We start from the raw sequence: 22,067 nt of genomic DNA on the forward strand, positions 1-22,067 counted from the left end.
AGCTTTCTGCTGTTCGTCCGAAAAAAACCCAGCCCGCCGGCTGGGTTTTTTCGTTTACGCGTTCTGAAAGCTTCAACTGCAACCTTTTCGATCCACCTTTGGTCCCTGCTTTTCCCTTCCACCGCGTCGAACCCGGCGCCGCCACGCAAGGAAAGATGATGTCCCCCAAGCACTTCCTGAACACCCAGGACTGGAGCCGCAGCGAACTTGACGCGCTGCTGACCCAGGCCGCGCTGTTCAAGCGCAACAAGCTCGGCGACCAGCTCAAGGGCAAGTCGATCGCGCTGGTGTTCTTCAACCCGTCCATGCGCACCCGCACCAGCTTCGAGCTGGGCGCGTTCCAGCTGGGGGCCCACGCGGTGGTGCTGCAGCCGGGCAAGGATGCGTGGCCGATCGAGTTCAACCTCGGCACGGTGATGGATGGCGATACCGAAGAGCACATCGCTGAAGTGGCCAAGGTGCTGGGCCGTTACTGCGACATCATCGCCGTGCGTGCGTTCCCCAAGTTCATCGACTGGGCCTACGACCGCCAGGACATCGTCCTCAACAGCTTCGCCAAGTATTCGCCGGTGCCGGTCATCAACATGGAGACCATCACCCACCCGTGCCAGGAGCTGGCCCACATCATGGCCCTGCAGGAGCACTTCGGTACCCAGGACCTGCGCGGCAAGAAGTACGTGCTGACCTGGACCTACCACCCCAAGCCGCTGAACACCGCCGTGGCCAATTCGGCGCTGACCATCGCCACCCGCATGGGCATGGACGTGACCCTGCTGTGCCCGACCGCCGACTACATCCTCGACGACCGCTACATGGGCTGGGCCGAGCAGAACGTGGCCGAGAGCGGCGGCTCGCTGAAGATCAGCCATGACATCGACAGCGCCTACGCCGGCGCCGACGTGGTCTACGCCAAGAGCTGGGGCGCGCTGCCGTTCTTCGGCAACTGGGAACCGGAAAAGCCGATCCGCGACCAGTTCAAGCACTTCATCGTGGACGAGCGGAAGATGGCGCTGACCAACAACGGTGTGTTCAGCCACTGCCTGCCGCTGCGCCGCAACGTGAAGGCCACCGATGCGGTGATGGATTCGCCGCAGTGCATCGCCATCAACGAAGCCGAGAACCGCCTGCACGTGCAGAAGGCGATCATGGCGGCGGTTGCCGGGCGCTGATTCCCAAGCATTGAAACAATCCGCCGGGCATGGCCCGGCGCTACCCCACCTGATTGGACATTACCCCCATGAGCAAAGATGTCGTTCTCGCCTTCTCCGGCGGCCTGGATACCAGCTTCTGCGTGCCGTACCTGCAGGAGCGTGGCTACAACGTGCACACCGTGTTCGCCGATACCGGCGGCGTGGATGATGAAGAGCGCGATTTCATCGAGAAGCGCGCCGCCGAGCTGGGCGTGACCAGCCACGTCACCGTCAACGGTGGCCCGGCCATCTGGGAAGGCTTCGTCAAGCCGTTCGTGTGGGCCGGCGAAGGCTACCAGGGCCAGTACCCGCTGCTGGTCTCGGACCGCTACCTGATCGTCGATGCGGCGCTGAAGCGTGCCGCCGAACTGGGCACCAACATCATCGCCCACGGCTGCACCGGCATGGGCAACGACCAGGTCCGCTTCGACCTGGCGGTGAAGGCCCTGGGTGACTACCAGATCATCGCGCCGATCCGCGAGATCCAGAAAGAACACACCCAGACCCGTGCCTACGAGCAGAAGTACCTGGAAGAGCGCGGTTTCGGCGTGCGTGCCAAGCAGCAGGCCTACACCATCAACGAAAACCTGCTGGGCGTGACCATGTCCGGTGGTGAGATCGATCGTTGGGAAGCCCCAGGCGAGGGCGCGCGTGGCTGGTGCGCGCCACGCAGTGAGTGGCCGGAGCAGGCCTTGACCGTCACCCTGAAGTTCGTCGAGGGCGAAGCCGTCGAACTGAACGGCAAGGCGCTGCCGGGCGACCAGATCCTGGCCCAGCTCAACAAGCTGTTCGCCCCCTACGGCGTCGGCCGCGGCGTGTACACCGGCGACACCGTGATCGGCCTGAAGGGCCGCATCGTGTTCGAGGCCCCCGGCTTGGTTTCGCTGCTGGCCGCGCACCGCGCGCTGGAAGATGCCGTGCTGACCAAGCAGCAGAACCGCTTCAAGCCGGACGTGGCGCGCAAGTGGGTGGAGCTGGTGTACGAAGGCTTCTACCACGACCCGCTGAAGACCGACATCGAGGCGTTCCTGAAGTCCTCGCAGGCCAAGGTCAACGGCGAAGTGGTGCTGGAAACCCGCGGTGGCCGCGTCGACGCTGTGGCCGTGAAGTCGCCGCACCTGCTCAACACCAAGGGTGCCACCTACGCGCAGTCGGCCGACTGGGGCGTGGAAGAGGCGGAGGGCTTCATCAAGCTGTTCGGCATGAGCTCCACGCTCTATGCGCAGGTGAACCGCTGAGACCCTGGTGCCCTGGCCCGCTGTGGGCCAGGGTGCGCAGCAAACGGATGAATCGATGAGCGCACTCCGCATCAGCACCGATCCGCAGCACTTGGACGTTGCCCTGATCCACCAGTTCCTGTCTACCCAGGCCCATTGGAGCCTGGGCATCGGGCGCGAACTGGTGGAACGGGCCATTGCCGGTTCGCTGTGTTTTGGCGCCTATCTGGACGCGTCCGGCCAGGTTGCGTTTGCGCGCGTCATCACCGACGGTGCCACCTTTGCTTATCTGGCTGACGTGTTCGTGCTGCCGCAGCATCGCGGCCAGGGCTACAGCAAGCAGCTGCTGCAGGCGATCATGGCCCATCCGCAGCTGCAGGGCCTGCGCCGCTTCATGCTGGCCACCAGCGATGCACATCGGCTCTACGCCCCCTTCGGCTTCAGCGCGCCGGCACGGCCAGAGTTGCTGATGGAAATTGTGCGCCAGAACCTCTATGCCCCGGCTACGCCCGGGCAAACACCTTGTTGATTCCCATGACCGACCTGCTTGCTTCCACCCTGCAGCACCTGCAGGCCCTGGTGTCCTTCGACACCCGCAACCCGCCGCGTGCGATCACCACCGGTGGCATCTTCGATTACCTGCGCGCGAACCTGCCCGGCTTCAACGTCGAGGTGATCGACCATGGCGCCGGTGCGGTCAGCCTGTACGCCGTGCGCGGCACGCCGAAGTACCTGTTCAACGTCCATCTGGACACTGTGCCGGACTCGCCGCACTGGAGTGCCGATCCGCACGTGATGCGGCGCCTGGACGACCGCGTGGTCGGCCTGGGCGTGTGTGACATCAAGGGCGCCGCCGCTGCACTGGTGGCGGCGGCCAACGCCAGCGATGGCGATGCCGCCTTCCTGTTCTCCAGCGACGAAGAAGCCAACGATCCGCGCTGCATTGCTGCGTTCCTGGCCCGTGGCCTGCCATACGACGCGGTGCTGGTGGCCGAGCCGACCATGAGTGAGGCCGTGCTCGCGCACCGTGGCATCAGCTCGGTGCTGATGCAGTTTGCCGGCCGTGCCGGGCACGCGTCAGGCAAGCAGGACGCGGCCGCCAGCGCGCTGCACCAGGCGATGCGCTGGGGCAATCGCGCGCTGGACCATGTGGAATCGCTGGCGTCGGCACGCTTCGGTGGGCTGACCGGCCTGCGCTTCAACATCGGTCGCGTCGAAGGCGGGATCAAGGCCAACATGATCGCACCGGCTGCCGAAGTACGGTTCGGGTTCCGCCCGCTGCCGTCGATGGACATCGATGGCCTGCTGGCGACCTTCGCCGGTTTTGCCGAACCGGAAGCGGCGTTGTTCACCGAAACCTTCCGTGGCCTCAGCCTGCCGGCCGGTGACATCGCCGAAGCCGAAAACCGCCGCCTGCTGGCGCGCGACGTGGCCGATGCACTGGACCTGCCGATCGGCAACGCGGTGGACTTCTGGACCGAAGCCTCGCTGTTCTCGGCCGGTGGTTACACCACGCTGGTGTTCGGCCCGGGTGACATCGCCCAGGCCCACACCGCCGATGAGTTCGTGACGCTGGAGCAGCTACAGCGCTACACCGACGCCGTGCACCGCATCATCGCCGCCGGCGCCTGATCGACCCCACAACGCCGCCCGGCCCTGGCCGGGTGGAACTGCAACGCGGCGACCGCCGCCTGTGACGAAACCGAAATGTCTCCTGCCCTCCAGCCCCACCGCCAGACCCGCCAGACCATCGTGCGCCTGCTTTCCAGCATGGCCAGCGCGAAGGAGATCAGCCAGTACCTCAAGCGCTTTTCGCAGCTGGACGCCAAGCGCTTCGCCGTGGTCAAGGTCGGCGGCGCGGTGCTGCGCGACGATCTTGAAGCGCTGACCTCTTCGCTGTCGTTCCTGCAGGAAGTCGGGCTGACCCCGATCGTGCTGCACGGCGCCGGCCCGCAGCTGGATGCCGAACTGTCGGCCGCCGGCATCGACAAGCAGACCGTCAATGGCCTGCGCGTGACTTCGCCGGAAGCGCTGGCGATCGTGCGCCGGGTGTTCCAGCAGTCCAACCTGCGCCTGGTCGAGGCGCTGCAGCAGAACGGCGCGCGTGCCACCTCGATCACCGGCGGCGTGTTCGAAGCCGAGTACCTGGACGTGGATACCTACGGCCTGGTCGGCGAGGTGAAGAAGGTCAACCTCGCGCCGATCGAGGCCAGCCTGCGCGCCGGCTCGATTCCAGTCATCACCAGCCTGGGCGAAACCGCCGGCGGCCAGATCCTCAACGTCAACGCCGACTTCGCCGCCAATGAGCTGGTGCAGGAACTGCAGCCGTACAAGATCATCTTCCTGACCGGCACCGGCGGCCTGCTGGACGAGCAGGGCAACGTGATCGATTCGATCAACCTGTCCACCGAGTACGACCACCTGATCGCACAGCCGTGGATCCACGGCGGCATGAAGGTGAAGATCGAACAGATCAAGGATCTGCTCGACCGCCTGCCGCTGGAATCGTCGGTGTCGATCACCCGCCCGGCCGACCTGGCCAAGGAACTGTTCACCCACAAGGGTTCGGGCACGCTGGTGCGCAAGGGCGAAAAAGTGCTGCGCGCCACCGCTTGGGACGAACTGGACCTGCCGCGCCTGAAGGGCCTGATCGAATCCAGCTTCGGCCGCACGCTGGTGCCGGACTATTTCCAGAAGACCAAGCTGTTGCGTGCCTACGTCAGCGAGAATTACCGCACCGCAGTGATCCTCACCGACGAGGCAGAGGGCGTGTACCTGGACAAGTTCGCCGTGCTCGACGACGCGCAGGGCGAAGGCCTGGGCCGTGCGGTCTGGAACGTGATGCTGGAGGAAACCCCGCAGCTGTTCTGGCGCTCGCGCCACGGCAACCCGATCAATCACTTCTACTACGCCGAATCCGAGGGCTGCTACAAGCAGGACCACTGGAAAGTGTTCTGGTTCGGTGCCGATGGCATTGATCGCATCCGCACCTATGTCGACCACTGCGCCAAGCGCACCCCGAGCCTGCAGGGCTGAGCGATGAGCAACCCGGACGCCTGGGCCACCGTTCCCACCCTATGCGGCCAGCACGTGACCCTGCAGCCGCTGCAGATGGAGCACGTGCCCGGCCTGCGTGCTGCGCTGGAAGGCAGTGGCCTGGACCAGCTCTGGTACACCCAGGTGCCGTCACCGCAGCGGGTCGAGCACTATGTTCAGGCCGCACTGCAGGCGCAGGCCGAAGGCAGGGTGCTGCCGTTCGTGATCCGCGATGCCGCCGGTGAGACCATCGGCAGCACGCGCTTCTACGACATGGATGCCGGCGTGCCCAAGCTCAGCCTCGGCTACACCTGGTATGCGCCGCGCGTGCAGCGCACCGGCGCCAACACCGAAGCCAAGCTGCTGCTGCTGCAGCATGCCTTCGAGGCCATGGGCTGCATCAGCGTGGTGCTGGAAACCAGCTGGTTCAACTTCACCTCGCGCACCGCCATCGCGCGCCTCGGCGCCAAGCAGGATGGCGTGCTGCGCAACCACAAGCGGCATGCCGACGGCACGCCGCGCGACACCGTCATCTTCTCCATCATCGATGCGGAATGGCAGGGCGTGAAGCGCCACCTGCAGTACCGCCTGGACAGTCACGCATGAACGATTCGACTTTCACCCTGGGCATCGTGGGTGCCCGCGGCCATACCGGCGCCGAGCTGATCAAGCTGGTGGCCGCCCATCCGCGGCTGAAACTGGCTTTCGTCTCCTCGCGCGAGCGCGCCGGGCAGCGCCTGTCCGACCATCACCCGGAATTCCAGGGCGATCTGCAGTACGAGAACCTGGACGCCGACGCGGTGGCGGCCAAGGGCGTGGATGCGGTGATCCTGGCCCTGCCCAACGGCCTGGCCGCACCGTTCGTGGCTGCGCTGGAAGCGGCGAAGCCGGACACCGTCATCGTCGATCTCTCGGCCGACTACCGTTTCGACAACAGCTGGTACTACGGCCTGCCGGAGCTGACCCGCGGCCGCTACAACGGCCAGAAGCACATCAGCAACCCGGGCTGCTATGCCACGGCGATGCAGCTGGCGGTGCATCCGCTGCTGGACCTGCTGGCCGGCCCACCGCAGTGCTTCGGTGTCTCCGGCTACTCCGGCGCCGGTACCACGCCGTCGGACAAGAACAACGTCGAACTGCTGGCCGGCAACCTGATGCCGTATGCGCTGACCAACCACGTGCACGAGCGCGAGGTGTCGGTGCAGCTGGGCGTGGCCGTCGAATTCATGCCGCATGTCGCGCCGCATTTCCGGGGCATCACGCTTACCGCCAACCTGTGGCTGAACCGCGTGCAGACACGCGAACAGATCGTCGAGCGCTTCCAGCAGGCCTATGCCGGCGAACCCCTGATCGAAGTGGTGGATGAAGCACCGTGGGTCAGCCGCATCGCCGGCCGACACGGCGCCCAGGTCGGTGGCTTCACCCTGGCCCCGGGCGGAAAGCGGGTCGTCGTGGTGGCGACCCTGGACAACCTGCTCAAGGGCGCGGCCACCCAGGCCATGCAGAACCTCAACCTCGCGCTGGCCATCGACGAACTGACGTCGATCCCGCACTGAACACGCCTTCCGGAGCCCCCATGGCAGACCTTCTTTGGCAGAAGCCCGGCGTCGCTGTCGACGCCCAGATCCAGACCTTCCTCGCCGGTGACGACGTGATCCTCGACCGCGAGTTCTTCCTGCATGACATCGCCGCCAGCGCCGCACATGCACAAGGCCTGCAGCACATCGGCATCCTCAGTGCCGACGAGCTGGACGGCCTGCTGCGCGAACTGGAGATCCTGGCGCAGGACTTCCGCGAAGGCCGCTTCGTGCTGGATACGCAGTACGAAGATGGCCACTCGGCGATCGAAGCGCGCCTGACCGAACGCCTCGGCGATGCCGGCCGCAAGATCCACACCGGCCGCAGCCGCAACGACCAGATCCTGGTCGCCACCCGCCTGTGGCTGAAGGAGAAGCTGCAGCGCGTGGCACAGCTCAGCGCGGAAGTGGCCAAGGTCGCGCTGGACCGCGCACAGGCCGAGAAGGACCTGCCGATTCCCGGTTACACCCACATCCAGCGTGCCGTGGTGTCCTCGGCCGGCATGTGGTGGGCCGGCTGGGCCGAGGCCTTCATCGACAACGCCGTCCGCGCGCGCGACACCCATGCGCTGGTTGATGCCAATCCGCTGGGCACCGCTGCCGGCTACGGCGTTAACCTGCCGCTGGATCGCGAGCACACCACGGCCGCGCTCGGTTTCGCGCGCATGCAGATCTCGCCGATCTACGCACAGCTGTCGCGCGGCAAGTTCGAGCTGGCCGCGCTGGAAGCACTCGGTGGCGCTACGCTGGACCTGCGCCGCATCGCCTGGGACCTGTCGCTGTTCACCAGTGCCGAGTTCGGCTTCGTCGCGCTGCCGGCGCAGTACACCACCGGCAGTTCGATCATGCCCAACAAGCGCAACCCGGACGTGATCGAGCTGATGCGTGCCACCCACGCCAGCGTCGCCGCCGCGCGCACCGAGATCGAGCAGCTGCTGTCGCTGCCGTCGGGCTATCACCGCGACCTGCAGTCGTCCAAGGGCGCCATCTTCCACGGCTTCGGCCGCGGCCTGGCCGCGCTGGAGCTGCTGCCGGCGCTGCTGGCCAACCTGGAATGGCGTGACGACAAGCTGCGTGCGGCCATCGATTCGGGCATGTATGCCACCGACGTGGCGGTGGAAGCGGCCGTGGCCGGCGTGCCGTTCCGTGAGGCCTACAAGGCCGCTGCGGCCGGTGCCGACAGCGCAGGGCAGGGGCGGACCCCGGAAGGCAGCCTGGCCGCACGCGTGTCGCCGGGTTCGGCCGCCGACCTGCGCTTGGACGAACTGCGCGCGCGCTGGCAGGCGCTGTCCTGATGGCGGGCACTGTCTACCTGGTGATGGCGATGCGCCGGCCGGACTTCAACGATGCAGCGGTGCAGCCGCACCGCGATTTCCTCGATGCGTTGCAGGCGCAGGGCAAGCTGCAGCTGACTGGTGGTTTCGCCGACGGCAGTGGTGGTGCCTATGTGCTGTGCAATGTCGAGAGCCTGGCGCAGGCCCAGGCCATCATCGCCACTGATCCGCTGGTGACGATGCAGGCCTCCGACCTGACCGTGCACGAATGGAACACCCGCTGAGAGCCTGACCGATGATCCAGCACGCTGCCCACGTCGCCTCGCCGTTCCCCGAACAAGCGCTGCCGCCGTGGCGGCGTGCAGTGCTGAAGGTCGGCAGCAGCCTGCTGGCGGCCGATGGGGGCGGCCTGTCGCCACGCCACGCGCTGGGCCTGGCCCAGTTTGTTTCCGCCAACGTCCTGGCCGGGCGCGAGGTGGTGATCGTCTCCTCCGGTGCGGTTGCGGCGGGGCGCGCGATCCTGCCGCGGGCCGATGAACCCGGTGCGGCGATGGCGGCGCGGCAGGCCCTGGCCGCGCTCGGCCAGGCGCAGCTGATCGGGCTCTGGCAGCGCTTCTTCGAGCGCCCTGTGGCGCAGGTGCTGCTGACCCACGACGACCTGCGCAACCGCCGCCGCTACCTCAACGCACGCGCCACGCTCAATGAGTTGCTGCGGCTGGGCGCGTTGCCGGTGGTCAACGAGAACGACACCGTGTCGGTGGACGAACTCAAGCTCGGCGACAACGACAACCTGGCCGCCACCGTGGCCGCGCTGGTCGATGCCGATGCACTGTTCATTGCCACCGACATCGACGGCCTGTACAGCGCGGACCCGCGCACCGTGGCCGATGCGCGGCCACTGCACGACGTGCCGGAACTGAGTGACGAGGTGCTGGCGATGGCCGGCGGCGCAGGGTCGCGCGCCGGTACCGGCGGCATGCGGACCAAGCTTGAGGCGGCGGCCAAGGCGGGTCGTCTCGGCATCGAGACCTACCTTTTCAACGGCCGCAGCAGCGACGTGGTGCGTGCACTGGCGCAGGACCGCCTGTTCGGCACCCGCATCCACGCCGCGCGCAGCCGCGAGGCGGCCCGCAAGCACTGGCTGCGGCATGCACCGCTGACCGAAGGCGCGATCGTGATCGATGCCGGTGCGGCACAGGCCATGCGTGAGAAGGGCGCCTCGTTGCTGCCCGGTGGCATCACCGGTGCGGAGGGCGCGTTCCGGCGTGGCGATATGGTGCAGGTGTGCTGGAATGCACCAGAGGGCCGTGTCTGCATCGCCCGCGGTGTCAGCCAGTACGCCGCCGATGATGTGCGCCGGATCGCCGGTCGCCATTCGCGCGACATCGAGGCCGTGCTGGGCTACAACTACGGTGGCAGTGTCGTCCATCGCGACGATCTGGTGCTGCCATGACCGGTTTGAAGGACTCCCCGATGAGCGAAATCGAAGCGCAGGCGCGTGCCTGCCGTGACGCGGCCCAGATCGTTGCCGGCCTCGACAGTGCGGCGCGCCGCACGCTGCTGCTGGCAATGGCGCAGGCACTGGAAGTGAATGCCGGGCTGATCCTGGCCGGTAATGCGCGTGACCTTGCTGCCGCGCGCAACAAGGGCGTTGGCAGTGCCATGCTCGACCGCCTGGCGCTGGACCCGGCACGCCTGTTCGCGATGGCCGAAGCCGTGCGTGAGGTCGCCGCGCTGCCCGATCCGGTCGGCCAGATCACCCGCGACGATGTGCGTCCAAACGGCATCCGGGTGCAGAAGGTGCGCGTTCCGCTGGGGGTGATCGCGATGATCTACGAGGCGCGCCCGAACGTGACCGCCGAAGCGGCCGCCCTGTGCCTGAAGGCCGGCAATGGCGTGATCCTGCGCGGTGGTTCCGAGGCGATCCACTCCAACACCGCCATCGCCCAGGCGCTGTCCGGCGCATTGAAGGCCAACGGCGTACCGCCGGCTGCGGTGACCGTGCTGACCGACCTGCGCCGCGAAGCGATGCTGGAACTGCTGCAGTTGCATGAGCTGATCGACCTGGCCATTCCGCGTGGCGGCGAAGGCCTGATCCGCTTCGTCGCCGAGCATGCGCGGGTGCCGGTGATCAAGCATTACAAGGGCGTGTGCCATCTGTTCGTGGATGCCAGCGCCGACCTCGGCAAGGCCATTGACCTGCTGGTGGATGGCAAGTGCAGCCGCCCTGCAGCCTGCAACTCGCTGGAAACGCTGCTGGTGCACCGCGAGGTGGCCGAAGCGTTCCTGCCGCGCGTGGCGCAGGCGCTCGGCGAGCGCGGCGTGCAGCTGCGCGCCGATGCGCAGGCGCAGCCGCTGCTACCGGGAAGCATCGCCGCCAGCGAGGACGACTACGCTGCCGAGTTCCTGGATCTGGTGCTGGCCGTGCGGGTGGTGGATGACCTCGATGCGGCCATCGCACACATTCGCCGCTATACCTCCGACCATACCGAAGTGATTGCGACCGAAGACGCGGGCCACGCCGAGCGCTTCGTCAACGCACTGCGCTCGGCGGTGGTGATGGTGAATGCCTCATCGCGCTTTTCCGATGGTGGGCAGTTGGGCCTGGGCAGCGAGATCGGTATTTCCACCACGCGCCTGCACGCCTACGGCCCGATGGGCCTGGAGGCACTCACCGTCGAACGATTTGTCGTGCGCGGTGAGGGGCAGACGCGCAAGTAGATCCACGCCATGCGTGGATGCTCTGCGCGGTAGACCCCGGTGCCGACCAAGGTCGGCACCCACCATGCCCAAGCGCCGACCAAGGTCGGCATCTAGCAAGGCAAGCGCCGGCCAAGGCCGGCACCCACCGGGCGATCGGTTTACACCACCTCGCGGCGGATGCCGACCGGACGTGCCTGCTCGTCCATGTGCAGCGTGGCCGCCTTGCATTGGGCCAGGCGCTCGGCCAGGCCGGTGCTGGCGCCCAGATCCGCTGCCACCTCGTTGAGGCTGGCCAGCGGCCGCGGCAGGCGCCGGTCCCGCCCGCGGAAGCGCGCACGGTTGTACTCGGCCCAGCTGATCAGCAGCACACTGGCGCACAACAGCATCACCGGCAGCGCCACCAGCACGTAGGGGTCGAACTGGTTCTGCCGCTCATACAGCTGCTGCCATGCCATCTGGCCGCCGACCAGCCACGACACCAGCGTGACCAGCGGTGCCCACAGGTAGAAGTAGAAGCCCCAGAACGCAAGGGTGACAAATCCCCAGGCCGTGCGCTGGAACCGCGGCTGGCGGTGTGGCTTGCGGATCATCCGCGAATCAAATCGGTTGGACGGGTGCTGTGCGTTCATCGTATTCCCCGATCAGGGCTGGTCCAGGTGGCGCGCTTGCGACGGCGTCGCAGCAGCGTCTTCGGCAACGCCACCAGGGTGGTGGAAAGGCTGATCAGCCAGTACGCCATCGGGTACCAGATGACCCAGAAGTAGTTGCGTCCAATCTGAGTTTCGTAACGCCGGTCGATGATCAGGCTGCTGGCGAACTGCAGCAGGCAGACCAGCGCCAGGATCACGCCATGCCACTGGGGAAGCAGGCTGGCGATGTACAGCTGGGGCGGCATCGGGAAGAACCTGCCCAGCACCCACAGCACGACGATGAACAGCATCGTGTAGGCCCAGATCACGCTCAGTACGTACTCCAGCAGTACGCCCCACATCCGGCGCTCGCGCCAGTTCAGCAGAGAGCGGGCGTGGCGCAGCATGACTTCCACGCCGCCCTGCGCCCAGCGCAGGCGCTGCCGCCACAATCCCTTCAGTGTTTCCGGCATCAGGATGAAGCACAGGGCATTGGGCTCGTAGCGGATGTCCCAGTGCCCGCGCTGCAGGCGCCAGCTGATGTCGATGTCCTCGGTCACCATGTCGTCCGACCACCAGCCCACCTGGTGCAATGCAGTGCGACGGAAGCCGGCAATCACCCCGGAGATGGTGAAGATGCGCCCGTACACGCGCTGCGCCCGCTTGATCATGCCGATGATGGAGGAGAACTCGGCCACCTGCAGGCGGCCGAGCAGGGTGGAACGGTTGCGGATGCGCGGATTGCCGGTGACCGCGCCGACCCGGTTGCCGCTGACCAGGTGCCAGACCATCCAATGCAGGGCGTGTTCCTCCAGCATGGCATCGCCGTCGATGCACACCAGGTATTCCGAGCGCGCCGCCAGCGCGCCCATGCGCAACGCGTTGGCCTTGCCCAGATTACGGTCCAGGTGCAGCACGCGCAGCCGTGGATGCTGGGCCGCCAGCGCGTCCAGGCGCGCGCCGGTGTCGTCACTGCTGCCGTCATCGATGGCGATCACCTCGTAATCGGTCGGGTAGCGCTGGTTGAGCGCTGCGCCGAGGGTGTCGTCAAGATTCTCCGATTCGTTGTGGCAGGGAATCAGCAGGCTTGCGAACGGCGGATCGACCATCAGGGGCGGGTCGTTGCGTGGGCGCGAATGACGCTCACGCCGGAAGTAGTAGTACAGGCCGCCTGACATCCAGAAGAACGCCATCACCATCGGGTAGTAGAAGGCGAACTGGAACAGGACCTGCAGCAGCGGATGCATGTCCATGTCACTTCTCCGGGTACGGGAAGTTGCCGGCGGACATCGCCGCGCGGGCATCGCGGGTGGAGGGCTGGTCGGCGATGAAGTCGTCCGGGTACCAGGCGAAGTGGTGCACACCCTGTGCCTGCAGCTGGCGGATCTGCGCGCGCAGCCGGTCGGCGGGAATCGGCTGGCCAGTGCGCCAGTCGACCGTCTGCAACTCGAACAGCGTGTGCTGCAGTTGCGGATCCTGACGGCGTACGGCGGCCAGCAGCTGATCAAGCCAACGCTCCGGATGCTTGCTGCCCTCCATCCACGGCATCGCCATCAGTGCGGTCTGATCATAGGCCTTGTTGAACAGGTCCAGGCGTTGCGCGAACCAGGCTTCGCTCTGCGGGCGCAGCACCGGTTCGGCATACAGGTTGCGCACGGTGGCCAGTTTCGGCCGCCAGCGTTGCGCGCGGTCGCGCAGGGCCAGGGTGAAGTCGATCAGCGCCTGGGTGCGCGCGCTGCCATCGCTCCCCGCCTGCAAAGACGGCAGCTCGGTGTCGCGCAGGTAGCCATCGTCATGGAACAGCAGGCCTTCGAAGTAGGAATTGACTGCCAGGTCCTCGTAGAGGTCGAGCATGATCCGGCGCGCCTTCGGGTTGGTGAAGTCCAGCCGGTACATGCCATCGGCATCGCCGTTGTGGATCGCCAACGTCTTGCGCTGCACCGGGTCGGGCAGCTCGAAGCCCAGCACCGGCAACCACGCATATACCTTCACACCTGCGCGGGACTTCAGCTGCCAGGCCACGCGGCTGAACAGGTCCGCGCGCATCGGCATGTGGCGATTGGGGAAGTACAGCGCGTCGGCGGTGTTGTTGCCGTCGGCGTCGGCGAAGGCCTGCAGGTAGACATGGGTAGGTGCGATGCGCTTGACCCGTTCGATCAGCGCGTCGAGGTTGCGCGCCTGCTGCGCCGGGTTGCGGTCATACACATCATCCAGGTCGATCTGCAGGGCGCGGATGCCATCGAGTGCCACGTCGCGGCGCAGTTCGAACGCCAGTCCTTCCACGGTCAGGTTGTCGCTGACCAGGAAGCGCGCCAGACCGTGCAGGTCACGGGTGACCGGTGTGCTGCGCCCCTCCAGGTCGAACGACACCGGCATGCCCAGCTGCTCGGCGATGTCGTTGCTCAGCTGGTTGTAGGCGGCGTACGGCCACACGATCGCGCGGGGGCGTACGCCAAGGTGCTGCTCGATCCGCTGTGCACTGCGGGTCAGGTCGGTGCGCAGGCGCTGCTCGTACTGCGTCTCGGTCTCATAGCTGCGCGTGGAAGGCGAGTAGACCCGGGTCACGACGGCCGGAGTGGAGTTTCCCTGCGGATTGGCAAGCACGCCATGGTGCAGGTTGTCGGTATGGCTGGCCACTTCGATCAGGCCGCTGTCGTGCATCTGCTTCAGCTGCGCCCAGGTGAGGAAATCGTCGTGGCCGAACGGGCGGTAGCCGTAGTCGATGGTGCGCCCCGGTGCCATGTCCATGTAGTCGGTGATCACCGCCACCAGGGCCGGGTAGCGATAGGCCTGAAGCAACGGGAACGCCTTGTCGTAGACACTGCGCAGGCCGTCATCGAAGGTCAGCAGCACCGGCTGCGGTGGCAGCGTGGCGCGGCCCTGCGAAGCATCGATCACCTGCGACAGCGATACCGGGTGGTAGCCATGCGCCCCCAGCCAGTCCAGGTGTGCGGCGAAGTTCTGCGTGCTCACCGCGTAGGTATCTGCATCGCCCTTGGCGGCCACCTGGTCGCGGATATCGTGGTAGCTGAGGATCAGCAGCCCGTTGTCGGCCGCATCGAGATGCGCGGCCTGCTGTGCCAGCGCGGTCGGTGCGTTGCTGAGCAACAGCAGCAGGATCAGTCGCAGGATGCGGGCCATGTCAGTCTCCCCAGCGCAATGCGGCTTCGAAGCCGAAATGGCGTTCGCGATGGCCGTCGTAGACCGGCCGCGACCAGCGCACGCCGTACTCGAGCACACGGCCCGGCCCCAGCTGCCACTCATGCTGGTAGGACACCGATGGCACCAGCGCGCTGCCGAAGCCGTCCTGCCAGTAGTCCCCCAGCGAAACCGTCAGCCGGTGCCGGAAGTGGCGTTCGTAGTGCCGCCACAGTTGCTGGTCGATGCGCAGCCCGATCTCGACCATGCGGTCGCGCGACGGGTTGAAATAGGGCGCATCATCGCGGCTGCCGCGACTGGTGTAGGCACTGGCCAGGCCGTCGACCAGCCAGCGCGGTCGGGTCAGCAGGCGCTGCTCGAGGGCGGTACTGAACAGCTCGCGATGATTGCCGTCGTCGTAGCGGAAGCGGCTGGCGCCGAACATCCAGTGGGTCAGCTCACTGCGCCGGTAGTCCACCCGCGCGCTCAGGCTGTCTGCGGTGATGCCGGCAACGCGCGCCTGCATCGACGCTTCCGGATCATTGCGCGCGGCCACCAGGCCGGCGTGCCAGTAGTCGTTGAACTGCCAACCCACGCCGGCGCGCAGGCCGGTATCACCCACATGGTCATTGGCGCGCAGCACCGCCGCTTCCGCATCCAGCTGGCCGAAGCGGTAACGCACGCCTGCACCGAGCCAGAGTGGGTCGATGCGCTGGTCCTGGAAGTCGACCGAGCGCCGGTCGGCAAAGGCAAACAGCCGCCAGCGATCGTCCATGATCGGCGACTGCACCTCCACGCCATAGCGACGATCGTTGTTGCCCAAGGGTGAAGTGCCGCCACCACCGGAACTGCGCCCGATGTCGGTCCATGCCTGCACCTGCCAACCGCGATGCACGCGCCATGCCTGGTCCATGCGCTGCACCGCCGGCTGGCTCGGGTAGCGCGCGACCAGGTCTTCGTGCAGCGGTCGCGCCAGGTCATCGCGTTGCAGGGCGACGTAGGCCTCTTCCATGCCCAGCCGCGCTTCCACGTCACGCGGGTCGAGCGCGTGCGCCATCTGCTGCCGCTGCAGGGCCCGGCGTGGCCAGCCGCGCATCATGTACACGCTGCCCAATGCGCTCTGCAGGCCGCCGTTGCCCGGCGCGATATCCACCATCGATTCCAGGTCGTGCTGCGCGGTGGACAGGTCACCGCTGTAGGCGCGCACCATCGCCAGATTCAGGTCGGCCTCGTAGCGCGACCAGTTCGCATACGGTGATTTGCCGTTGCTCCAGCGCCAGGCCGGCTCCTTGTCACGCCACGCCTGCAACAGTTCAATGGCTTTCTCCTGCTGCTCGCTTTCCAGGTAGGCGTAGGCCAGTTGCGAGTGCGAGGCATCGCGTGTGGGATCGCCGGTCACCGCGGCCTGCAGCACCGGAATGGCTTCCTGCGGGTGCAGCGTTCCCATCAGTGAATCGCCCACCGCAGGCAGCACGTAGTCGGGCAGCGTGTGACCCTCGGCTTGCAGGGCGCGTGCTTCCTCGCGCACCTGGGTGTGGCGCCCCAGGCGGTTGAGCAGGATCAGGCGGTCCATGCGGATGCGCAGCGGGGCCTGGGCCGGTGGCGTGCCTTCGCCGCCAAGATAACGCTGCATGCGCGCCAGCGTGGATTCGGCCTCTTCCAGGCGGCTGTCTTCGCTGCGGCTGTAGGCCAGGCTCCAGACCACCAGCTTGGCCAGATAGTCGCCCTCCAGGCGTTGCTTCTGGGCATCGTCGAACAGCTGCGGCCGCTGCTGGTAGAGCTCCCAGGCGCGCCACGCATTGCCGATGTCGCCCAGGGTCAGGACGCGCAGTTTGAACAGCAGGTCGTCATTGGGCTGTTGTTGGCTCGCACGTTCGATCGCGCCCAGCGCGTCCAGCCAGCGGGCCTGGTCACGGTAGCGGCCGATCTCGGCCAGCGCCGCCTCGCGGCCGGGCGGGGCAGCACTGCTGGCCCAGGCCAGGGCGGAGCAGGCAAGGCCGACGCAGAGCGCCAGCCGGCGGTGGACAACCATTGGGGACCCCCTTGGCTTCCGAACCAGACAACCATAAAAACTGTGACGCACATCACATGCCAAGATTTGGAATGGCCGTGGCCCGCGTCACTCCCTTCGTGCATTCCCGCCCAGCCAGGACGGGTACAACCCGGACAGCGACCTGCAATGTCTTGTCTGAAACGAGAGTCCCCCGCACACCGAGTGGTGGCCTGGGCGGCGCGACCGCCCCCATGCCCGATGCCGGCACGCGGCAAGGATGGGCATTCGTGGGCACTATCCGCCCGGAATTGTCAGCCCGGCGTCAAAATGCGCAAACGGGCTGACGAGCGGTAGGTGGGGCCGGTTGCGGGGCCCAGGTGGCTTACCAGAGGTCTTCCAGCTTGCGCGGCTTGCAGGCCACCCACGAGGCGCACAGCATCAGGGTGGCGCAGCCGAACAGGAAGCTGAATGGGATCGTCCAGCCGTCGCTGACGGTGTGCAGCCAGCCGACCAGGAACGGGCCCAGGCAGCTGAAGCTGTAGCCCACGCCCTGCATGAAGCCGGACAGCGCCGCCGAACCGGTCGGGGTGCGCGTGCGCAGGTTGATCAGGGTCAGTGCCAGCGGGAAGGTGGACGGGCCGACGCCGAGCAGGCAGGCCCACAGCAGTGGCGCCTTCATCGGTGCCAGCAGCAGGCCGGTGAAGGCGATCACGAACGAGAAGAAGCCGATCAGCACCAGCGGGAACGGGTTCTGCAGGCGCACCGCCATCGATGGAATGACCAGCGACGGCAGCAGGCCCAGCGCCGAGAACACGGCGACCATCACGCCGCCGAACGCCGGCGTGCCACCGGCCTCGACCACGATGCGCGGCAGCCAGGTGAACATCGAGTAGGTCATCAGCGATGTCATGCCGAACATCAGCGTCATGCTCCAGCCCAGCGACGTGCGCCAGACCTTGCCGTGCGGCTGCGCGGTCGGATCGGACGCATTGGACTGCGGCTTCGGCGCGCGCGTGGCCAGCACCAGCCACGGCAGCGCGGCAGCCAGCGCCAGCAGTGCCCACATGCCCAGCGAGACGCGCCAGCCTGCGGCGTTGGCCACTGGTACCGCCAGCAGCGCGGGCAGCATCGTGCCCAGCTGCAGCACGCTGATGTAGAGCGTGCTCATGGTGCCGACCTTGTTGGCGAAATAGCGCTTCACCAACGGCGGCACCACCACGTTGCCGATGCCCATGCCGGCCAGTGCCACCACCGAACCCAACAGCAGCGTGCCGACGTTGCCGGCGCTGGAACGCAGCAGCAGGCCGGCCATTGCCATCACCATCGCCAGCAGCGTGGTGCGCTCCAGCCCGAGGCGCCGGGCCAGTGCCGGCGTGGCGACGCCGAACAGCGCGAACGAGGCGGTCGGCAGCATGCCCAGTACACCGGTCATGGTGGTGCCGAAGCCGAACTGCTGGCCGAGCACGTCCAGCAGCGGGGTGATCGAGGTGACCGCGGTGCGCAGGTTGATCGCTGCCAGCAGGATCGCGGCGAACGCGAGGACGCGCCCGTGCAGCAGCGACGGCGAATCGGAAGGGGAGGAACTCATCGGTGGTCCTTGCAGGTGTCGCACGCCGCAGCAACGGCATGCAGCGCCGGCATCGGTCTACGCCGAAGCGGCAGGTGGGGGTGGGGGCTGCAGGAGGGCCGGCAGCGCGGCCATTGTACGTGCGCTGCGCGGCAAGGTCCCGTCACGCGGGCGGCCTGGCGCTTGATACAAAAAAACCCGGAGGACAGTGATGTCTTCCAGGCTTCTTGGTGACCACCGAAGTGGTCGGGGAGACAGGATTCGAACCTGCGACCTCTACGTCCCGAACGTAGCGCTCTACCAGACTGAGCTACACCCCGAAGGGAGCCGCCTATTTTAGCGATTCACCCCGATGGCGGCAAGGGGTGAATGCTGTTTTCTTCACACTGCCGAAGCAGTGCCACTTCAGGGAACAAAAAAGCCTGGACGACTTCACCAGGCTTCAATGCGACCACTTKAGTGGTCGGGGAGACAGGATTCGAACCTGCGACCTCTACGTCCCGAACGTAGCGCTCTACCAGACTGAGCTACACCCCGAAGGAGCCGCCTAAGATACCGTGTGAAGGCCCTGTCGGCAACCCTTTTTTACAGTTTCAATGCACGTCGTTGTCGGTGCGGGCGCTTTCGCGCGCTTCGAACCACATCCCGTTGAGGATGGCCACGACCGAGGCCAGTCCGGCACCGAGAATCCAGGCGAAATACCACATGGTCAATCTCCTATGTTCAAGGGATGTGCCGACCGTAGGCCGGCACACCGGCAATCAGTAAGCGTTGGGGTTGTCGCCCATTTCCTCGACCGTCGTCTTGCCCTTCAGTACGCGGTACACCCAGGTGGTGTAAGCGATGATGATCGGCAGGAAGATGGCCGTGGCCAGCAGCATGACCCACAGCGTCAGATGGCTGGACGAGCTGTCCCAGACAGTCAGGCTGGAGGTGGGCTGGCTGGAGGACGGCAGCAGGAACGGGAAGATCGCAAAGCCGACGGTCAGGATGATGCCGGCGATCGAGGCGCCCGAGGCGATGAAGGCCAGGCCACCACGACGCGCGCGCAGCAGTACCGCGCTGGCCAGTGCGCCCAGCAGGCCCAGCACCGGGAACACCAGCGTCGCCGGCATGGAGCTGTAGTTGCGCAGCCAGCCACCGGCGGCCGTGCCCAGTTCGGCGGTCTTCAGCAGCGGATTGGTCGGGCCATCGGTGACCACCTGCGAGGTGATCTGGTAACCCGGCAGGCCGAAGGCCACCCAGGCACCGGCGACAGCGAACAGCACGAAGCTGATGATGGCGGCGACGCTGCCGTAACGTGCGGCTCGTTCGGCCACCGGGCCGTCGGTCTTGATCACCAGCATGGCCGCACCATGCGAAACCAGCATGGCCACGCTGATCAGGCCGGCGATGAGCGCGAACGGGGTGAGCAGGCCGAAGAACGAACCGGTGTAGGTCACGCGCAGGGTGTCATCGAAGTGGAACGGCACACCCAGCAGCACGTTGCCCACGGCGACGCCGGCAATCAGGCCCGGCAGCAGGCCGCCGATGAACAGCACGCGGTCCCAGTTGTCGCGCCAGCGCTTGGACGGCAGCTTGCTGCGGTACTTGAAGCCGACCGGGCGCAGGATCAGCCCGAACAGCATCGCAAACACCGCCAGGTAGAAGCCGGAGAAGCTGACCGCATACAGCGGCGGCCATGCGGCGAAGATCGCGCCACCACCCAGCACCAGCCAGACCTGGTTGCCTTCCCACACCGGGCCGACGGTGTTGATCACCAGCCGGCGTTCTTCATCGGTCTTGGCCACGAACGGCAGCAGTGTGCCGACACCAAGATCGAAACCATCCATCACGGCCCAGCCGATCAGCAGGATGCCGAGCAGCAGCCACCAGATCACGCGGAGCGTGGTGTAATCAAGTGCAATGAATTCCATCTGGATTCTCCTGCCTCAGGCCTGGCCGGGGGCGACTGCATTGGGGGAAGCGGGGCGGATATCGGCCTGCAGCGAGGGCAGGATGTCGTCCGGACCCTTGCGGACCGCCTTCAGCATCAGCTTGATCTCGATGATCAGCAGCACCGTGTACAAGCTGGTGAACACCGCCAGCGTGGTCAGGATTTCATGCAGTGCCAGGCCCGATGCCGCGTAGAAGGTGGGCAGCACACCATCCACCGCCCACGGCTGGCGGCCGTACTCGGCGACGAACCAACCGCACTCGATCGCGATCCACGGTGCCGGCAGCGACCACACGGCCAGCTTCAGGAACCAGCGCTTGTCCTGGAAGTTGTTGCGGCACGAGAAGTAGAACGCCAGTGCGAAGAAGGCGATCAGGTAGAAGCCCAGGCCCGCCATGATGCGGAAGGTCCAGAACAGCGGGGCCACGCGCGGGACGGTATCCATCGCGGCCTTGGAGATTTCCTCCGGCGTCGCGTTGAGGATGTCTTCGCGGTAGCGCTTCAGCAGCAGGCCGTGGCCGAGATCCTGCCAGTGGCGATCGAACATCTCGCGTGCTTCGAGGTCGTTGCGGTTCTTCTTCACGCGTTCCAGTGCGCCATAGGCGATCTGGCCGCCGCGGATGCGGTGCTCGGCACGCTCCACCAGTTCCAGGATGCCCGGGATCGGCTGGTCCAGCGAACGGGTGGCGATCAGGCCCATCAGGTACGGGATCTTCACCGCGTAGTCGTTCTGGTGGGTGTCCTGGTTGGGAATGCCGAAGGCGGTGAAGTCGGCCGGCGCACGCTCGGTTTCCCACATTGCTTCGATCGCGGCCAGCTTCATCTTCTGGTGTTCGCTGGCGGCGTAACCACTCTCGTCACCCAGCACCACCACCGACAGCGAGGACAGCAGGCCGAAGGCTGCGGCCACCGCGAACGAACGGCGGGCCATGTCCCGATGCTTGTTGCGCAGCAGGTACAGGGCGCTGATCGACATCACGAAGATCGCACCGGTGACGTAGCCGGCACTGACGGTGTGCACGAACTTGGCCTGGGCCACCGGGTTCAGCAGAACCGCAGCGAAGTCGACCACTTCCATGCGCATCGTTTCCGGGTTGAACACCGCACCGGTCGGGTTCTGCATCCAGCCGTTGGCGATCAGGATCCACACCGCCGACAGGTTGGTGCCCAGCGCCATCAGCCAGGTCACAGTGAGGTGCTTGACCGGGCTCAGGCGCTTCCAGCCGAAGAAGAACAGGCCGATGAAGGTCGCTTCCAGGAAGAACGCCATCAGGCCTTCGATGGCCAGCGGCGCACCGAAGATGTCGCCCACGTAGTGGCTGTAGTACGACCAGTTCATGCCGAACTGGAACTCCATCACCAGGCCGGTGGCCACGCCGATGGCGAAGTTGATGCCGAACAGGGTGCCCCAGAACAGGGTCATCTGCCGCCAGACCTGCTTGCGGGTCATCACGTACACGCTCTCCATGATGGCCACCATGAAGGACAGGCCAAGCGTGAGCGGTACGAATAGGAAGTGGTACATCGCGGTCAGAGCGAATTGCAGCCGCGACAGTTCTACGACTGTCTGATCAATCATGGCCTGGCTACCTCGTTGGATAGTGCCGTTGCAGGTGGCGGGAAGGGTGGTCTACGGGGTGAATGATGTGACCGACTACTTCAAACAGCCTTGATCCAGATCAATGTATGAATGGGTATTCAGGAGGATCGTATGCCAACCCGATGAAGACTGCGACCGCCGGCCGCAGGGGGAGGCTGTTGCCTGCGCCTACAATGCCGTGTCTCCCCTGTTACCCGTGAAGACCCC

General features: G+C 66.2%; 19 protein-coding genes and 2 tRNA genes. 11 read left to right on the forward strand and 10 right to left on the reverse strand.

Features of this window, described 5'->3' with window-relative positions; translation table 11 throughout:
- The first annotated feature begins 158 nt into the window (after positions 1-158).
- The 11 genes from D7Y61_RS11005 (at position 159) to D7Y61_RS11055 (ending at position 11,015) form a co-directional block, all read left to right on the forward strand.
- The gene (locus D7Y61_RS11005; RefSeq protein ID WP_032129398.1) at positions 159-1,169 is read left to right on the forward strand and encodes an N-acetylornithine carbamoyltransferase; all 1,011 of its coding nucleotides are present in this window, start codon (positions 159-161) and stop codon (positions 1,167-1,169) included.
- Positions 1,170-1,237: 68 nt separating this feature from the next.
- Entirely contained in the window at positions 1,238-2,428 is a 1,191-nt protein-coding gene (locus D7Y61_RS11010) for an argininosuccinate synthase (protein ID WP_100473397.1), read from the forward strand.
- A gap of 55 nt (positions 2,429-2,483) precedes the next feature.
- Complete coding sequence (locus tag D7Y61_RS11015; protein WP_071229716.1) at positions 2,484-2,936, forward strand: GNAT family N-acetyltransferase; 453 nt, start codon at positions 2,484-2,486, stop codon at positions 2,934-2,936.
- Between the two features lie 5 nt (positions 2,937-2,941).
- Positions 2,942-4,039 carry an acetylornithine deacetylase gene (locus D7Y61_RS11020; RefSeq protein ID WP_180866274.1) on the forward strand — a complete coding sequence of 366 codons (1,098 nt, stop codon included), beginning with the start codon at positions 2,942-2,944 and terminating at the stop codon, positions 4,037-4,039.
- A gap of 75 nt (positions 4,040-4,114) precedes the next feature.
- Positions 4,115-5,443, forward strand: coding sequence for an acetylglutamate kinase (locus D7Y61_RS11025; RefSeq protein WP_180866275.1), 1,329 nt, complete (start codon positions 4,115-4,117; stop codon positions 5,441-5,443).
- A gap of 3 nt (positions 5,444-5,446) precedes the next feature.
- Entirely contained in the window at positions 5,447-6,049 is a 603-nt protein-coding gene (locus D7Y61_RS11030; RefSeq protein WP_180866276.1) for a GNAT family N-acetyltransferase, read from the forward strand.
- A complete protein-coding gene (argC, locus tag D7Y61_RS11035) occupies positions 6,046-6,999 on the forward strand; it encodes an N-acetyl-gamma-glutamyl-phosphate reductase (RefSeq protein WP_180866277.1) in 954 nt (317 codons plus the stop codon). Before D7Y61_RS11030 ends, argC begins: the two co-directional genes overlap by 4 nt.
- Before the next feature lie 20 nt (positions 7,000-7,019).
- Positions 7,020-8,315, forward strand: coding sequence for an argininosuccinate lyase (argH, locus tag D7Y61_RS11040; protein ID WP_005410363.1), 1,296 nt, complete (start codon positions 7,020-7,022; stop codon positions 8,313-8,315).
- A complete protein-coding gene (locus D7Y61_RS11045) occupies positions 8,315-8,578 on the forward strand; it encodes a YciI family protein (protein ID WP_180866278.1) in 264 nt (87 codons plus the stop codon). The genes argH and D7Y61_RS11045 overlap by 1 nt, the downstream gene beginning before the upstream one ends.
- Before the next feature lie 11 nt (positions 8,579-8,589).
- Complete coding sequence (gene proB / locus D7Y61_RS11050) at positions 8,590-9,747, forward strand: glutamate 5-kinase (protein ID WP_180866279.1); 1,158 nt, start codon at positions 8,590-8,592, stop codon at positions 9,745-9,747.
- On the forward strand, positions 9,744-11,015 hold the full coding sequence (locus D7Y61_RS11055) for a glutamate-5-semialdehyde dehydrogenase (RefSeq protein ID WP_180866280.1): 1,272 nt from the start codon (positions 9,744-9,746) through the stop codon (positions 11,013-11,015). The genes proB and D7Y61_RS11055 overlap by 4 nt, the downstream gene beginning before the upstream one ends.
- A 140-nt stretch (positions 11,016-11,155) precedes the next feature.
- Here D7Y61_RS11055 and pgaD read toward each other — a convergent pair whose 3' ends face one another.
- The 10 genes from pgaD to D7Y61_RS11105 form a co-directional block, all read right to left on the reverse strand.
- Entirely contained in the window at positions 11,156-11,626 is a 471-nt protein-coding gene (gene pgaD, locus D7Y61_RS11060; protein ID WP_180866281.1) for a poly-beta-1,6-N-acetyl-D-glucosamine biosynthesis protein PgaD, read from the reverse strand.
- Positions 11,623-12,879 carry a poly-beta-1,6-N-acetyl-D-glucosamine synthase gene (pgaC, locus tag D7Y61_RS11065; protein WP_180866282.1) on the reverse strand — a complete coding sequence of 419 codons (1,257 nt, stop codon included), beginning with the start codon at positions 12,877-12,879 and terminating at the stop codon, positions 11,623-11,625. Before pgaC ends, pgaD begins: the two co-directional genes overlap by 4 nt.
- A 1-nt stretch (position 12,880) precedes the next feature.
- The gene (gene pgaB / locus D7Y61_RS11070) at positions 12,881-14,767 is read right to left on the reverse strand and encodes a poly-beta-1,6-N-acetyl-D-glucosamine N-deacetylase PgaB (RefSeq protein WP_180866283.1); all 1,887 of its coding nucleotides are present in this window, start codon (positions 14,765-14,767) and stop codon (positions 12,881-12,883) included.
- Between the two features lies 1 nt (position 14,768).
- Positions 14,769-16,796 (reverse strand): poly-beta-1,6 N-acetyl-D-glucosamine export porin PgaA, encoded by a 2,028-nt coding sequence (gene pgaA / locus D7Y61_RS11075; protein ID WP_180866284.1) that lies wholly within the window; start codon positions 16,794-16,796, stop codon positions 14,769-14,771.
- 343 nt (positions 16,797-17,139) lie between these two features.
- Complete coding sequence (locus D7Y61_RS11080) at positions 17,140-18,345, reverse strand: CynX/NimT family MFS transporter (protein WP_180866285.1); 1,206 nt, start codon at positions 18,343-18,345, stop codon at positions 17,140-17,142.
- A gap of 222 nt (positions 18,346-18,567) precedes the next feature.
- Positions 18,568-18,644, reverse strand: a tRNA-Pro gene (locus D7Y61_RS11085).
- 140 nt (positions 18,645-18,784) lie between these two features.
- Positions 18,785-18,861, reverse strand: a tRNA-Pro gene (locus tag D7Y61_RS11090).
- A 56-nt stretch (positions 18,862-18,917) separates the two neighbouring features.
- The gene (gene cydX, locus D7Y61_RS11095; protein ID WP_032129411.1) at positions 18,918-19,031 is read right to left on the reverse strand and encodes a cytochrome bd-I oxidase subunit CydX; all 114 of its coding nucleotides are present in this window, start codon (positions 19,029-19,031) and stop codon (positions 18,918-18,920) included.
- 54 nt (positions 19,032-19,085) lie between these two features.
- Positions 19,086-20,240, reverse strand: coding sequence for a cytochrome d ubiquinol oxidase subunit II (gene cydB, locus D7Y61_RS11100; protein WP_049401140.1), 1,155 nt, complete (start codon positions 20,238-20,240; stop codon positions 19,086-19,088).
- Positions 20,241-20,255: 15 nt separating this feature from the next.
- Complete coding sequence (locus D7Y61_RS11105) at positions 20,256-21,839, reverse strand: cytochrome ubiquinol oxidase subunit I (RefSeq protein WP_032129413.1); 1,584 nt, start codon at positions 21,837-21,839, stop codon at positions 20,256-20,258.
- Positions 21,840-22,067 lie beyond the last annotated feature (228 nt).

It is taken from the genome of Stenotrophomonas maltophilia, assembly GCF_013464485.1.
GTDB classification, from domain to species: Bacteria; Pseudomonadota; Gammaproteobacteria; order Xanthomonadales; family Xanthomonadaceae; genus Stenotrophomonas; species Stenotrophomonas maltophilia_AW.